The organism is Actinopolyspora alba (genome assembly GCF_900112765.1).
In the GTDB taxonomy this organism is placed as follows: Bacteria; Actinomycetota; Actinomycetes; order Mycobacteriales; family Pseudonocardiaceae; genus Actinopolyspora; species Actinopolyspora alba.
Map to the genome: position 1 here is coordinate 50,779 of NZ_FOMZ01000010.1, position 14,217 is coordinate 64,995.

A 14,217-nucleotide genomic window follows, 5' to 3' on the forward strand; every position below is an offset into this window, starting at 1 on the left:
CCTAACAGTATGTTTTTTTGAGTTAAAACCGACCGGAGCACTGAGCCTCTCTCCTGCACAGACCGGAACGGAACCCGGCGAACCGGCAGGTGGTTTCGGCTACACCCGAACCCTCACGTACCACTGTGTGGTTCGAGAGGCCAGTCAACCCGTCGGAAACGAACTCATCGACGATGAAGGACGAAGGGCTCCGGAACGGCAAGCGGGCCTCAACCACGTCGCCCCGGAGTTCAGCAGTCGTGCGAGAAGCGCACCCCGCCCGCGGGCAGCTCCACGCCGGGCCAGACGCGCACGCCTTCGAGCAGTTCGCAGCCCGCGCCGACCACGGCACCGTCGGCGACCACGGCACCACGCAGCACCGTGCCCGACCCGATCACGGCGCCCGCCCCCACGACGCTGTCGGTGATCTCGGCACCGGCGTCCACCCGGGCCCCGTCGAACAGCGTGGCCGCCGAGAGCGCGGCCCGTTCGGCCACGACGCAGTCCGCACCGACCGTGGTTCCGTCACGCAGCGAGGCGCTGTCGGCGATAGAGGCACCGGGCAGCACCAGCGACTTCCCCACCCTGCCGTCGAGCGCCTCCGTGGGAGCGACGCCCCGGACCAGATCCGCCGAGCCGCGTGCGAAAGCGGCGGGCGTCCCCAGATCCAGCCAGTAGCTGGAGTCCACGTACCCGTGCAACCGCGCTCCGGACTCCAGCAGCCCCGGGAACGTCTCGCGTTCCACCGAGACGGGACGGCCGGCGGGAATCCCGTCGATCACCTCACGCCGGAAGACGTAACACCCCGCGTTGACCTGGTCCACCGGCGGATTCGGCGTCTTCTCCAGGAAAGCGGTCACCCTGCCGTTCTCGTCGGTGGGCACGCAGCCGAACCGGCCGGGATCGTCCACCCTGACCAGGTGCAGTGTGACGTCGGCCGCATCCGCGCGGTGCTCGCCCAGCAGCGCGGGCAGGTCCACGCCGGAGAGGATGTCCCCGTTGAACACCAGCACATCGGGTTCCCGCAGCCGGTCCGCCACGTTGCGGATCGCACCGGCGGTGTCCAGCGGCTCGTGCTCCACCACGTACTCCAGCTCCAGCCCCATGCCGGAACCGTCACCGAAGTACTCGGTGAAGGTCTCGGCCCGGTAGGAGGTGCTGAGTATCACCCTGGTGACCCCCGCCGCCCGGATCCGCGAGAGCAGGTGGGTCAGGAACGGGACTCCGGCAGTGGGCAGCATCGGTTTGGGGGCGGAAAGGGTCAGCGGACGCAACCGCGTGCCTCGGCCCCCCACGAGCACCACGGCCTCCGCACCGCTCGTCGGCGCGTGGTCGTCGGGACTCGTCATCGCCATGCACCTCCCCGGACCGAGGGTCCGCTCGATACGACTCGCAAGGGTGATCGTCGACTACGACACGGCGACTTCGTTCGGTCGTCGAATTCGACCAACTCATCACCCTGACGTAGGAATCCATGAGGAATACTCTGGCAGTAGCAGCACCCACCTGGCATGGCGCCCCTGGTCGGCACGGTCCGCCAATGCGAAACCACGCGGTGTCGAACACTCTGTCACGATGGACCTGCCACCACGGGGTCGAGCCGTGAGGTCGGCCGACTCGGGACCGGCTAATCCACCGGACGGACGGGCCACGCTGCGGCTGAAAATCCACCGGCCAGCATTGAGAGGGACCCATGGACCCCCGCAACCGAGCCGACGAATCACTTGCTCGTGCGCGGGCACGAGGAGCGTTCGTCGTCACACCGGACAGCGCCACCTCACCGATGGACGCGGCGCAGACCGTGCGCATCCCGCGCGACTCGGTGCGTGACGTGGAGCGGGACGATCCGAACTCCACTCAGCTCATCCCGGACTCGACGGGACAGTCCTCCCAGCGGGAGCAGCGGAGCAACCAGCAGGAGCAGCAGAACCCCCGACGGGAACAGCCCAACCAGTGGGACCAGGGTCCCCGACAAGGGGAGCAGGAGAGCACCCGGCAGCCGGAGCCGCAACGGCCCGAGCAGTACCCCCCGTCGGAACAGCCAACAGCCGAGCAGCCCGCGGCCGAACAGCGGGCCTGGCCTACCTACGACTCCGACTCTCCCACCACACCGCACCGGATCGACAACGCCGCCTACCAGCACGATCCCAGGCGCGGTCCACAGCGGTTCGACTGACTCGGCGTCCCGGCAGAACCCCTCGCTCGGGAAAGAAGCTCACCGAACGGTCGTACGCCGCAGCGCTCCCGAGCCGAACTCCGACCACCCTCGCGATCGGCATCGTCGCGGGGGTCCCCGCAGCGGCGTCGATTTCTCGCGAAATCGCCGCCCCCGACGTTGTGTAGTACCTACCCGATGTCGGGGCACCCACAGCGAGAGCCGTGCGAGAGGTTCCGCCACCCGCACCGCCTGGCAGGCCGAGAGGCCCACTCGATCAAGACCGGTCGGAGTTGCGCGCGACGAACCGGGCGCGTGCGCCCAGCGCGGCCCGCAACGCGACCCGCAACGGCGCCCTGGTCGGCCCGGTATTCCGGTCGGCGAGGTACCGGTAGGCACTGCGATGGTGTTCGTGCAGCATCCGTCCCGAGGAACGGGCGGTGGCGTGCCCACCGATGTGCGTCACCTCACTGTCGGGCACGTACACGTTGAGCCAGCCCGCTCGGCCCAACCGGTCTCCGAGGTCGACGTCCTCGAAGTACATGAAGTAGCGCGGATCGAAACCGGTCACCGAATCCAGCGCGGCTCGGCGCAGCAACAGGCAGGAGCCGGACAACCACCCGGCCGTGCGCTCGGCGGAGCTGTCGGTGGACTGCCGGTAGGCTCGGCTGAACGGATTGTCGGGCCATATCCCGCCCAGCAGGGCGTGCCCGGCACCTCGTCCCAGTGACGGCAACGAGCGGGCCGAGGGGTAGACGCTGCCGTCCGGTTCCCGGATCAACGGGCCGAACGCACCGCCGCGCGGCCAGCGTTCGGTGGCCGCCAGCAACTCGTCGAGGCTGCCCGCGCTCCACTCGACGTCGGGATTGGCGACCACCACCCAACCGATGTCGTCGCCCAACTCGGCGATGCCGCGGTTCGCGGCCGAGCCGTAACCCAGATTGGTGCCCATCCTCGCCAGCTCCACACCTGGGCGCAGCGCGGCGCGCTCCGGGGAGCCGTCGGTGGAACCGTTGTCGGCGAGGATCACGCTGAGTTGCCGATCGGTCGCCTTGGGCAGGGTCTCCAGGAAACGGTCCAGCGTGTTGCCGGGCGAATAGGTGACGGTGACGACGGCGAGCCCCTCGCCGTAACTGTGGGAGTCGCGCACGTCGTCATTCTCACGCATGGCGCCGAACCGATCGGCCCCGGGAGCCGCCGACCGGGACGCGCGGTCCGGGACGACTCGGTCGCGACCGCACCGCACGGCGCGTCGGCCCGGAGCGGTTTCACCGGCTACAGCGGTTTCACCGGTTGCGCCGGTGCAGGTACTCGGCGTGCTCGTAGGCGGCGCGATGCCTGTCCGCGCAGTCGGCCCAGGTGAACTCCTTGGCACGCTGCTGCGCCGCGCTGGACAGTTCGGAACGACGCACCGGATCGTCGAGCAGCTCAGCTATTCCGTGCGCGATCCCTCGTTCCGCCACACCGCAGTAGGCCACCGCGTCTCCGCCCACTTCCGGCAGGCTGAGTCTTCGGGTGGTGAGAACGGCCGCACCGCAGGCCATGGCTTCCAGCACCGGAAGCCCGAACCCCTCCCCGATGCTCGGATAAGCCACCAGGGCCGCGCCGCCGAGAAAACCGGCCAATCGGTCGAACGGTTGATAACCGGCACGAATCACCCGAACGCGGTGCGGCACCGATTCGAGCGCGTTCTCCACATCGGTGTCCCACCCGGCCTGTCCTGCCAGCACCAGAGCGGGGGAATCGCGGCGGTCGGCGACCGCGCGGGCGAAACCGCGGATCAGCGCCGGGACGTTCTTGCGCGGCTCCAGCGCTCCCAGAAAGGCCACATAGGGCTGATCGCCCAGACCGAGGGAACGCCGAACGGCGGTGACCTCCTCGGGAGCGGGCGGGTGGAACCGCTCCGGATCCACCCCGTGATACATCACCCGCAGTCGCGCGGAGTCGGCTCCGGCCGCACGTACGAGTTCGTTGGAGGTCGCTCTGCTGGGCACCACGCAAACCGTGGCCCGGCGCAGCGCCGCTCTGGTCCAGGCGCGGAAGAACCGGGCCTTGACCGGCGAGTGCAGCGGCGCGTCGGAGAAGAACGTCGCGTCGTGCAGGGTCACCACCGAGGCACTGGTGTTGGCCAGTGGCACGGTGTAGTGCGGAGAGTGCACCACACGGGCGTTCAGGCGCCTGGCCAGCCTCGGCAGGGTGGTCTGCTCCCAGGAGAGCCGGGCGGTGCGGGTGACGACCGATTCGGCGGCCGGCACTATCCGGGTGTGCGGCGCGATCCTGCCGTAGAGCTCGGCGTCGCGTGGCTGGCAGGCCACGCTCATCGGTGTTCCGGCGGTGTCCAGCGCGGCGAGCAGGGAATCGACGTATCTGCCGACTCCACCTCGGTCCGCGGGTACGGCGGTGGCGTCGATAAGCACGTGTGGATCTCCTCGGTGCACGCGAGCAGCCTAGGAGGTAGGCATCGGTCATTGGGGCGGGATGGTGAAATCCACCGTCGCGAAGTCCGAAATGTGACAGCGCTCCCACCCGTCGAGGGGATCGCTCACCGAATGCCGGAATGCCGGTGGCGTTGCCGGGCATCCGCCGCACCGGTGTGCAGGCGCCAGACGCGGCGGGCGGTCTCGTGCCAGTCGAACCGCCTCGCCCGCGACCTGCCGGCTTCGATCATCCCGGCCGAGCGACGTCGATCGTCGAGCACCTCACGCAGTGCCAGCGCCAGCGCGGCCGCGTCAGTCCTGGGAACTGTGACGCCCGCTCCGTCGGCGAGTTCCACGAGCGCGGGAGCGTCGGAATGCACCACCGGTGTTCCGGCCGCCATCGCCTCCAACACCGGCAGCCCGAACCCCTCGGCCATGCTGGGTGCCACGAGCGCGGCCGAGCGGCGCAGCAGCACGGCCAGGTCGCTGTCCGCGACGGGACCGAGATACCGGAGCCTGCCGGGTGGGAGCCCGTGACGAGCCGCGAGATCCGACAACGAGACATCGCCCCAGCCGGGTGCTCCCACCACCAGCAGCGGAACGTCCGGGGCCTCCGGCGCGGCCAACGCGCGGATCAACCACTCGTAGCCCTTGCGGGGCTCGATCGTGCCCACGGCGAGCAGGTATCTCGGGGGCAGCCGCAGCCGACGCGCCGTCTCCTCCGCCGGCTCCCCTGATTCCCCTGCCTCCGCTGTGCCGGGGGAGAGCACGGCGGTGCTGACCCCTTCGCCGATCACCTCGATCCGCGTGGCACTCGGGACATTTCGCCGCAGGTCAACGGCGACCGCCTCGGTGGGCACCACCAGCGAGTCGGCTTTTCGCGCCGCCCTGGACACGGCTCGCCGGTGCCAGACCGCGCCACGAGCGGTGAGCGTCTCGGGGTGGGTCCAGGGAACCGTGTCGTGCACGGTCACGACCAACCCGCGGCCGGAAGCGACCGGCGGGAACAGCGGCGTAGGGGCGTGCACCGAATCGGCGGAGACGCGGGGCCACCGGCCGTACTGCCAGACCAGGGTCAACGCCCTTCTCGGCAGTGGCAACACCTCCGGGCCGCCCACACCGTCGACCTCGGCGCGGGCCGGATCACCGTCGGAGCTGACGACCGTACTCACTTCCCACCCGGCCGGAGCCGTGGCCGCCAACGAGCGCAGCAGCTCGCGGGTGTAACGCCCGGTGCCGCCCGGTACCGGTGCCAGTAACTGCTCGGCCACGACCACCAGTCCCGGCACAGCCGCCCCCAGTCCACGCGTTTCACCGACCGCTGCCCGACAGCCAACCACATCCGTGACCGGTCCGAGGCGATAGGCTGCGAAGGTGACCGTGGAGCGGGCCCGCAGCACGATCGTGGTGGTGACCTGGCGCGGTGCCGAGCACATCGGAGCGTGTCTGGACGCGCTCGCCCGGCAGCGGAACCACCGGCTGGTGGTGGTGGACAACGCCTCCGACGACGGCACGAGCGAGCTGCTGGCCCGACATCCCTCGGCTCCGGAGGTTCTCCGGCTACCCCGCAACCTCGGCTACGCGGGCGGTCTCGCGGCCGCCTTCGGGCTGGTGCGGACACCCTACTTCGGCTGGCTCAACGACGACGCCGCACCGGAAGCGGACTGGCTGGCCACACTGGAGGATTCGTTGGACCGCGATCCGGGTGCCGGTGCGGCGGCGAGCCGGATGTGGAACCGGTGGGGGCCGCTCTCCAGTGGTGTTCGGCTGACCGGCACGGGGTATGGCGCCGACACCGTGGCGGAGGACGAGGTGTTCGGGTTCTGCGGCGGCGCAGCCCTGCTGCGCACCTCGGCGCTCTCGACGGTCGGCGGCATCCCGGCCGACTACTTCTGCTACTACGAGGACACCGACACCTCCTGGCGCCTGCGGCTGGCCGGATACGGGATCACGCGGAGCGCCGCGAGCTGCGAGCACTCGCACGGCTCGTCCTCCGATCCCGGATCGGCACGGTTCCACCGCTGGAACGAGCGCAACCGGCTGCTGACGCTGCTGCGCTGTGCGCCTGGGGAGATCGCCCTGCGGGAACTGCTGCGGTTCGGCGCGATCACCCTCGCGCTGCCCTGGCGCAGACTGCGACAGCGACAAGTCCCGGACGCCGCGAACTTCCGGGTGCCGCTGCGGCTGGGAGTGCTGGCGGAAGTGGCCGCGCGGACACCGACGACCCTGCGGCAGCGACGCAGGATCACCGAGGCGTGTGCCGTCGATCGCCGCCACCTCTGGCGGAGCTGGGCCGGGAAGTGAGGGACGGAGGCCCGCCTTCCCGGCCGGGAGATCAGGTTACGGCGGGCTCTTTCCTGCTGAACGTCTGGTAGAGCCGGGAACAGGCGGGCCCTCCCACCACGAGCCCGAACAGCATCACGGCCAGCATCACGGGCACCCCGAGCCACCTGTTCGGCTCGTAGTCGGCCCGATAGACCTCAGGACGAGTGTCAATGCTCCCGGAACCACCGATTTTAATGGCCCGCCGGACCACCGCGACCTCCTCACCGACATCGCCGGGCTTGAGCTGCGAACCCGATACCTCCCACATCTCCGTGGTGCCGTCCCGCCAGGTCACCCGCGCCTGACAGATGTAACCGAAACCGACGATGTTGCCCCGCTTCGGAGCGTCCGACTCCGTGATCGGGCCGTCGAACCGGCACTGCTGCGCCACAGCCGTACCACGAGCCGTCACCTCCGAACCGGCAACCATGATGCCGAAGAACGGGATCACCACGAAGATCCCCGACAGGAACAACACTATCCCGATGGGAATCAGCAACACGTCACGGACAACACGAACAATACGCACGCCGAACTCTTCCTACCCAGTTTTTCAGCGACCGAGCCGAACGAACTCCACTCACTCGACCGGAACGCCCTTCCTCGAGAAAATCCGGGACAGCCCGGAAATTCCGAGAGCGGCGAACACGAATCCCAACAGACACGTAGCCACGACCGAACTCCACGCCAAGAGCACGTGTGGTTCGAAGTCGGCACGGTAGATCTGCGGACGCGTGTCGCTGCCCTTGGAGTAGTCGATCTGCCGCTCGACAACGTCCACCCTGTTCCCGACATCGTCCCCGGTCAGTTGTGAACCGCTCACTTCGCGCGTCTCCACACTGCCGTCGTTCCAGTGAACCCGAGCTCGACAGATCCAACCGAAACCGATCACGTTCTCCTGTTTCGGGGCACTCGACTTCGCGATCGGCCCCGCGAAGCGGCACTGCTGCGCGACAGCAGTACCGCGCGCCGAGACCTCGGTCCCCGCCGCGCCGGTTCCGAAGTACGGAAACACCACGAAGATCGCCGCGAAGAACAACGAAACGCCGAGCAACAGGAAAAGCAGGTCGCGCAACAAGCGCAAAACAATCCTCCGAGAAAAGTCTCCGTGTCATTTCCGAGAGCGAGCCGAAAAGGACACGGAGAGCCAACGCTACTGGAAAGACCTAGGCATCAGCGTGTTCGTCATCACCGAAAACATGTTGCGCGTACGCCTGATCGTCATTGGTCGGGGTTATCGCGCTGGTGTTGCGGGCCGTGTGGAACACGGCCTCGTCCGCGAAGCTCATGTCGTGCAGCCCCGGTTTCCGCGCGAGGTCGCCCACCTTCCCACCGGCCTTCTTGACCGGTTGCATCGCTTCGTCGACCTTGGACAGTGCGGGTTTGACACGTTCGACGATCTGGGCGAGCTTCTTGAACGAACTGACGATCTTGTCCAACCACTCGGCGACCCGTGTCGACCACTTCGCCACCAGTCGTATGCCATCGGCGACGAGAGCCGGGGTCGCCGCACCGAGCGTGAGGAACATCGCGGCGGCCCACTCGACGAGTTTGGTCGTCAAATCCGCCATCGCGGACGCGATCAGATCACGGACGATGGTGCGGACTATCTGTACCGCGGTCCCCGCCCCTGAAACGGCCGCGCCGACCGCCGAAGCCGAGTGTGCCGCTCCCTCGATCAGCGTGGCCTCGCCCGCCCCCATGAGGCGGTAAGTCTCGGCGGCCGCTCCCTGCCAGCCCGAAGTGTCGGATTCCACCGTCCGAGACATCTCCTCGGAGGCCTGCTTGAGGTGATCCGAGATCCTCGCCCAGGTGTGCGCGTTGACATGCACCACATCCGGATTACCGGCGATGGAATTCAGCATCTCGGGCAGCGGCGATACGTGTTCCATCATCCACGCGTACGCCGAGGAGAGCAGCGTGCCGAACGGATCGGCTGCGAGCATAACGGTGTCCAGCGCTCCCGCGCCCAGATCGATACCCGCCTCGCACCAGTCCCCTCGGTCGGCGGCGGCGAAGGCGTCGTGCCCGAAATCGACCACCGCCAGGCCGTCCTCCTTACTGACCAGGGGTTTCGGCGCCTCCACCAGCGGATTGTCCTGGCTCACGTCAGATCTCCCCCAACTCGTTGCGCACCGACTCCAGCAGTTCGGAGACGTGCTGGTCCACGGCGTCGTAGGTCGCTGCGGCTCCCTCGATCCCGGTGGCCGTCGCCTCCACAGCCGCGTTGGCCGTCGCGATGGCCGCCATGCCCTGCACCTCGATCGCACCGATCAACGGCGTGAGGATGGGGCTGCACAGAATCCCGTACGCGTCCGTGCCGTTCAGCGAGACCTCACCAGCGGCGTCCTGCGCCGTGCCGATCCGGTCGGTCACCTGCTGCAGGTGCTGCGCGTGCGCGCGAATCTCGTCGGTGTTGACGCCGAAGCGCTGTTCTCCCAAGGTTCACCTCCTGCGCTGGTTCAGCCAGTCGTACTCGTCGTACTGCTCCTCGCCGGAGTCCTGTCCGCCACGAGTGGACGCGGCGCCCCCCTGCTCCGGTTCCACCGGAAACCGGTCGCGCATCCCGGACAGCACCGAATCCATCGTCTCGCTGTCCTCCCCCAGGACGGGTTCCATCGCTTCCCGCATCCGGTCCGTGAGCTGCGCCTGCGCAGAACGCACCGTGGTCAGGATCGCCTCGGACAGCTGCTCCGGTCGCTGTCGCAGCGCACCGTCCTCCAGCCGCAGGTCGGACATGTTGCCGTTCTGGTCGACGGTCACCCGCACCGAACCGTCCCCACTGCTCGCCTCGCCCGACACGGCCGAAGCAGCGTCCTGGATGCGCTGTGCCTGCTGCATCTTGTCCTGGATCTGCTGCCGGAAACCGGCCAGCATCTCGTCCGGATCGGAAGGTGTGCTCACTTTTCCCGTCGTCCTTTCACCCGGTCGTGCTCCGAACTCGTACGGATACTACGGAGCGATTCGCAGCGACATGACACCAGACGAGTGACGCCGCGTTGGGCAGAACGAATCATTCCGGACAGCGGATACCCGACACCGGGTGCCTGCGCGAAGCGGTACTCACCCGATAGGGCAGTCTGGTGGACGTGGCTGACCCCGGGAACAGTGCCGAGCTGCCGATGGTGTCGGTGATCACCGTCAACTACCACGGCACCGACAGCACCATCACCTGTCTGAACGCGGCGCGGGAACTGGACTACCCGCCCGACAAGCTCGAACTCATCTGCGTGGACAACGAGACCTCGGCCGACAGCGCGGAACGGCTCGGTGCGCTCGACGGGGTGAAACTGCTGACGTCCCGGGAGAACCTCGGATTCGCGGGCGGCTGCAACCTGGGGGCCCGAGAGGCGAACGGCACCGTGCTGGCGTTCCTGAACAACGACGCGGTACCGGATCCGGGGTGGTCGCGCGCGGCCGTCGGGGTACTGCGTGCCGCACCGACGGTGGGAGCCGTGGCGGGCAAGGTGCTGGATTGGCAGGGCAGCCGGATCGACTTCGTCGACGGGGGCCTGACCTGGTTCGGCATGGGTTACAAGCGCCACGCGGGCGAGCTCGACGAGGGCAGTCACGACGGCGCCCGCGACGTGTTGTTCGGCACCGGTTCCTCGCTGTTCGTACGCGCCGAGCTCTTCCGAGCGCTCGGCGGGTTCGACGAGCGGTTCTTCATGTTCTACGAGGACGTGGACCTGGGGTGGCGGCTGAACCTGCGCGGCTGGCGGGTGCGCTACGAGCCGGCCTCGGTGGCCTACCACCGGCACCACGAGTCGATGGCCGCGGTGAGTTCGGCACGCGAGCACTACCTGCTGGAACGCAACGCCCTGGCCGCGCTGTACAAGAACGTCTCCGAAGCGACCCTGGCGCGTGCGCTGCCCGCAGCGCTCGCGCTGAACGTGCGCAGGTCGACCGCGCGCGGCGAACTGGATCCGCACCAGTTGGAACTGGACCGCAGGCCCGCTGATCCGCGCGAGGACGAAACACCCGTCCCCGTCGACCGACAGGCCCTGGCCGGGGTGCTGGCCATCGACCGGTTCGTCGACCTGTTGCCCGAGTTCAAACGCGCCCGCGAGGTCGAGCAGCGCGAGCGGATCCGCTCGGACGCCGACCTGGTTCCGCTGCTGCGCAAAGCGATGGAACCCGCCTATCCGCTACCGCGTTACCTCGCGGCGCACGACGCGCTGGTGGAGGCCTTCGAGCTGGAAACCGTCTTCGGGGGCTCGCGCCGGATCGCGGTGCTTACCGGGGACGCGATCACCGAGCGGATGGCTGGTCCCGCCATCCGGGCCTGGCACACGGCGGAAGCGCTCGCCGTGGAGCACGAGGTGCGGCTGGTCAGCGTCAACGCCGAGGTCGCCCCCACCGAGGCGGACTTCGCGGTGCTGCGCGCCGCACCGCGCGACCTGCCGTCGCACGTGGACTGGGCGGACATCGTGGTGGTGCAGGGGCACGTGCTGGAGATGGTGCCCGCGCTGCGGCGGCAGGACTCCGGCACGATCGTCGTCTGCGACATCTACGATCCGATGCACCTGGAACTGCTGGAGCAGGGCAGGGACACCGACGAGCAGCGCAGGGACGCGGATCTGCGCGGCACCACCGAGGTGCTCAACAAGCAGCTGCGGCGCGGCGACTTCTTCCTCTGCGCCTCGCAGCGGCAACGGCACTTCTGGCTGGGCCACCTCGCCGCGCTGGGCAGAATCACACCCTCGGTCTACGACGACGATCCGACCATGCGCTCGATGATCTCGGTGGTGCCGTTCGGACTGCCGAACAGGCCGCCGAACCGCACCGGCCCGGGCATCCGCGGGCAGCGGGAGAACATCGGGGACGGGGACAAGATCGTGCTGTGGGCGGGTGGGGTGTACAGCTGGTTCGACCCGCTCACCCTGCTGCACGCGGTGCACCGGCTGTCGGAGCACCACCCCGAACTGCGGTTGTTCTTCCTCGGGATGCGGCATCCCAATCCCGACGTCCCGGAGATGGGCATGGCGGACCGGACCAGGGAGCTGTCCGACCGGTTGGGGCTCACCGACAAGCAGGTCTTCTTCAACGAGACCTGGGTTCCGTACGAGCAGCGCCAGAACTACCTGTTGGACGCCGACTGCGGAGTCACCACGCACTTCGAACACGTCGAGACCACCTTCGCGTTCCGCACCAGGATGCTGGACTACCTGTGGGCGGGGCTTCCGGTCGTCACCACCGACGGCGACTCGTTCGCCGACCTGGTGCGGGACGAGCGGCTCGGCGTGGTGGTCCCCGCCGAGGATCCGGGTGCCCTGGCGGAAGCCCTGGAACGGGTGCTCTACGACGAACCGTTCATCCAGGGGTGCGAGGAGCGGATCGCCGAGGTGCGCGAACGGTTCACCTGGGAGACGGCGCTGCGACCGTTGACGGAGTTCTGCCGCGATCCGCGTCCCGCGCCGGACCGCCTACCGGCGAGTGCGCCGCTGACGCGAACACCCCGACCGTCGAGGACCGCGGCGCTGCGCGACGATGTCGGACTGCTGCGCGAATACCTGGATCAGGGCGGGATACGCGAGGTCACCAAACGTGCGGCGGGCAGGCTGCGACGAGTCGCCGGACAACGGCTGCGTGGCAAGGGAAACCCCTGACGTGCGGATAGTGCTGGACGGAACTCCACTGCTGGGAACGCGCACCGGGATCGGGCGCTACACCGCCCGTCTGAGCGAGGCGCTGGCCGAACTCCCCGAAACACGGGTGCGGCTGCTGGGACTGACCGCTCGTGGCTGGTACGCACTGCGCGGGGCGGCCCCGGCGGGAACCAGGGCGATCGGCCCGCCGCTTCCCGCCAGGCTGCTGGCGGCGTGCTGGTCGCGTTCGGAGTTCCCGCCGATCGAACCACTGGGTGGGCACGGCGACGTGGTGCACGGCACGAACTTCGTACAGCCCGCCGCGGCGCGCACCCCGGGGGTCGTCACGATTCACGATCTCGACTTCCTGGACACATCCGCGAACGGCGCGAGCGGTGACGGGCGGGAGAGACTGGTGGCCCGCTCCGTGCGACGAGCGAGGGTGGTGTGCACCCCGACCTCGGCGGTCGCCGAGCGTGTCGTGGCACGTTTCGGGATCAGTGCGCGGCGCACGGTGGTAACCCCGTTGGGGGTGGATCGGGAGTGGTTCGAGGCGCGACCGCCGGACCCGCGGGTGCGGCGACAGTACGGCCTGCCGGCGAGCTACCTGCTCTTCGTGGGCCAGGACGGCCCGCGCAAGGGACTGTCCACACTGCTGGAAGCCCTGGACCCCACGCTGCCGCCACTCGTCGTGGCGGGCCCGAGCGGCGCGGGAGAGGAGGACTCGCTGCCTCCCGAGCGGGTGACGCGCACCGGCTACCTGCCGGACGAGGAGCTGCGCGGCGTGGTGGCTGGCGCCGCTGCCCTGGTCCTTCCCTCGCGTGACGAAGGATTCGGGCTACCGGTCCTGGAGGCGATGGCCGCCGGAGTTCCGGTGGTGTGCAGCGACATCGCCGCGCTGCGCGAAGTGACGGCGGGTCACGCCCACCTGTTTCCGTACGGACGTGCCACGGCACTGCGCGCGGCACTGCGTCGGGCTGTGGAGTCGGTCGGGGACCACGAATCCCGGGAAGCGGCACGCGAGCACGCCGCCGGGTTCACCTGGCAGGGGTGCGCCGAAGCCACGATGCGGGCCTATCGACTGGCGCGGTCCTGACTGGATCTCACACCATTCAACACCGCGACGACTTCGGACCCGATAGGATCACCGAAGGTGATCAGCAGTGAACCCCGGGTGTCCGCACGGTTCGGTGGGGCACCGGGTAGATCCGCTTCGCGGAGGAAAGGTGCTCTGGGCGCTGAGCGTGTTCGCGATGAGCGCGGGCACCGCCGTGGTACCGGTGTTCAGCGCCGAGGTGTACCTGGTTTCGGTGGTGCTGACCCAGCACGGCCCGCCCTGGTGGGTGCTGGGACCGGTGGCGGCGGTGGGGCAGCTGCTGGGCAAGGCGGTGCACTACCTCGCCGCCCGGGGTGCCGTACGGCTGCCGAGGCTGCTGAACCGCGACGGCCGCCGCAAGGGGTGGCGGTGGCCGCACCGGCTGGGCGAGTTGTGCCGACGACACCCCGTCGGCGGTGCGAGCACGGTGCTGCTCAGCGGCCTGGTCGGCGTGCCACCGTTCGCCGCCGTCGTTCTCGCGGCCGGGATGCTGCGAGTTCCGTGGCCGGTGTGGCTGCCCAGCGCCGCCACCGGCCGAGTGGCACGATTCTGCCTGCTCGCGGCACTTCCGGGACTGCTGCGGTTCGGCACTCCGTTGGCGGGTGTGCCACCCGCCTGAGCCGGTCAACCGCTGGAACCGTGGCAGGGCCGCGAGCG

Annotated in this window: 14 protein-coding genes; 5 read left to right on the forward strand and 9 right to left on the reverse strand. The window is 68.9% G+C overall.

From position 1 onward, the window contains the following. Nucleotides 1-230: 230 nt before the first annotated feature. Entirely contained in the window at nt 231-1,328 is a 1,098-nt protein-coding gene (gene manB / locus BM150_RS15990; protein WP_092928234.1) for a mannose-1-phosphate guanylyltransferase, read from the reverse strand. Between the two features lie 344 nt (nt 1,329-1,672). On the opposite strand from manB, the gene BM150_RS24195 reads away from it, so the two are divergent. After that, nucleotides 1,673-2,155 carry a hypothetical protein gene (locus BM150_RS24195; RefSeq protein WP_175496863.1) on the forward strand — a complete coding sequence of 161 codons (483 nt, stop codon included), beginning with the start codon at nt 1,673-1,675 and terminating at the stop codon, nt 2,153-2,155. Between the two features lie 256 nt (nt 2,156-2,411). On the opposite strand, the gene BM150_RS16000 is transcribed toward BM150_RS24195, so the two are convergent. The 3 genes from BM150_RS16000 to BM150_RS16010 all read right to left on the reverse strand — a co-directional run bounded on the left by BM150_RS16000 (nt 2,412) and on the right by BM150_RS16010 (nt 5,840). Then, nucleotides 2,412-3,302, reverse strand: a complete 891-nt coding sequence (locus tag BM150_RS16000) for a glycosyltransferase family 2 protein (RefSeq protein ID WP_092928235.1) — start codon at nt 3,300-3,302, stop codon at nt 2,412-2,414. Between the two features lie 118 nt (nt 3,303-3,420). Continuing rightward, nucleotides 3,421-4,551, reverse strand: coding sequence for a glycosyltransferase family 4 protein (locus BM150_RS16005; protein ID WP_175496864.1), 1,131 nt, complete (start codon nt 4,549-4,551; stop codon nt 3,421-3,423). A gap of 125 nt (nt 4,552-4,676) precedes the next feature. Then, nucleotides 4,677-5,840: a glycosyltransferase family 4 protein gene (locus BM150_RS16010; RefSeq protein WP_245755526.1), complete on the reverse strand. Its 1,164-nt coding sequence runs from the start codon at nt 5,838-5,840 to the stop codon at nt 4,677-4,679. Nucleotides 5,841-5,925: 85 nt separating this feature from the next. Between BM150_RS16010 and BM150_RS16015 the strand changes: the two genes are divergently transcribed. Continuing rightward, the gene (locus BM150_RS16015; RefSeq protein WP_245755527.1) at nt 5,926-6,855 is read left to right on the forward strand and encodes a glycosyltransferase family 2 protein; all 930 of its coding nucleotides are present in this window, start codon (nt 5,926-5,928) and stop codon (nt 6,853-6,855) included. Between the two features lie 31 nt (nt 6,856-6,886). On the opposite strand, the gene BM150_RS16020 is transcribed toward BM150_RS16015, so the two are convergent. The 5 genes from BM150_RS16020 to BM150_RS16040 form a co-directional block, all read right to left on the reverse strand. Next, nucleotides 6,887-7,405, reverse strand: coding sequence for a DUF6346 domain-containing protein (locus BM150_RS16020; RefSeq protein ID WP_092928104.1), 519 nt, complete (start codon nt 7,403-7,405; stop codon nt 6,887-6,889). 51 nt (nt 7,406-7,456) lie between these two features. Beyond that, the gene (locus tag BM150_RS16025) at nt 7,457-7,951 is read right to left on the reverse strand and encodes a DUF6346 domain-containing protein (RefSeq protein WP_139219558.1); all 495 of its coding nucleotides are present in this window, start codon (nt 7,949-7,951) and stop codon (nt 7,457-7,459) included. 91 nt (nt 7,952-8,042) lie between these two features. Continuing rightward, complete coding sequence (locus tag BM150_RS16030; protein ID WP_092928106.1) at nt 8,043-8,984, reverse strand: hypothetical protein; 942 nt, start codon at nt 8,982-8,984, stop codon at nt 8,043-8,045. 1 nt (nt 8,985) lies between these two features. Then, nucleotides 8,986-9,318, reverse strand: a complete 333-nt coding sequence (locus tag BM150_RS16035; RefSeq protein WP_092928107.1) for a type VII secretion target — start codon at nt 9,316-9,318, stop codon at nt 8,986-8,988. Nucleotides 9,319-9,321: 3 nt separating this feature from the next. Continuing rightward, nucleotides 9,322-9,780 (reverse strand): YbaB/EbfC family nucleoid-associated protein, encoded by a 459-nt coding sequence (locus BM150_RS16040; RefSeq protein WP_092928108.1) that lies wholly within the window; start codon nt 9,778-9,780, stop codon nt 9,322-9,324. A 218-nt stretch (nt 9,781-9,998) separates the two neighbouring features. Between BM150_RS16040 and BM150_RS16045 the strand changes: the two genes are divergently transcribed. The 3 genes from BM150_RS16045 to BM150_RS16055 all read left to right on the forward strand — a co-directional run bounded on the left by BM150_RS16045 (nt 9,999) and on the right by BM150_RS16055 (nt 14,179). After that, nucleotides 9,999-12,485 (forward strand): glycosyltransferase, encoded by a 2,487-nt coding sequence (locus BM150_RS16045; RefSeq protein ID WP_139219567.1) that lies wholly within the window; start codon nt 9,999-10,001, stop codon nt 12,483-12,485. Continuing rightward, nucleotides 12,466-13,560, forward strand: coding sequence for a glycosyltransferase family 4 protein (locus BM150_RS16050; protein WP_342752591.1), 1,095 nt, complete (start codon nt 12,466-12,468; stop codon nt 13,558-13,560). The genes BM150_RS16045 and BM150_RS16050 overlap by 20 nt, the downstream gene beginning before the upstream one ends. Nucleotides 13,561-13,690: 130 nt before the next feature. After that, nucleotides 13,691-14,179, forward strand: coding sequence for a VTT domain-containing protein (locus BM150_RS16055; protein ID WP_092928110.1), 489 nt, complete (start codon nt 13,691-13,693; stop codon nt 14,177-14,179). Nucleotides 14,180-14,217: the final 38 nt, after the last annotated feature.

What these genes read in the sequence shown, in the direction of transcription:
- manB (WP_092928234.1), bottom strand. Translation starts at nt 1,328, where the DNA reads ATGACGAGTCCCGACGACCACGCGCCGACGAGCGGTGCGGAGGCCGTG.
- BM150_RS24195 (WP_175496863.1), top strand. Translation starts at nt 1,673, where the DNA reads ATGGACCCCCGCAACCGAGCCGACGAATCACTTGCTCGTGCGCGGGCA.
- BM150_RS16000 (WP_092928235.1), bottom strand. Translation starts at nt 3,302, where the DNA reads ATGCGTGAGAATGACGACGTGCGCGACTCCCACAGTTACGGCGAGGGG.
- BM150_RS16045 (WP_139219567.1), top strand. Translation starts at nt 9,999, where the DNA reads ATGGTGTCGGTGATCACCGTCAACTACCACGGCACCGACAGCACCATC.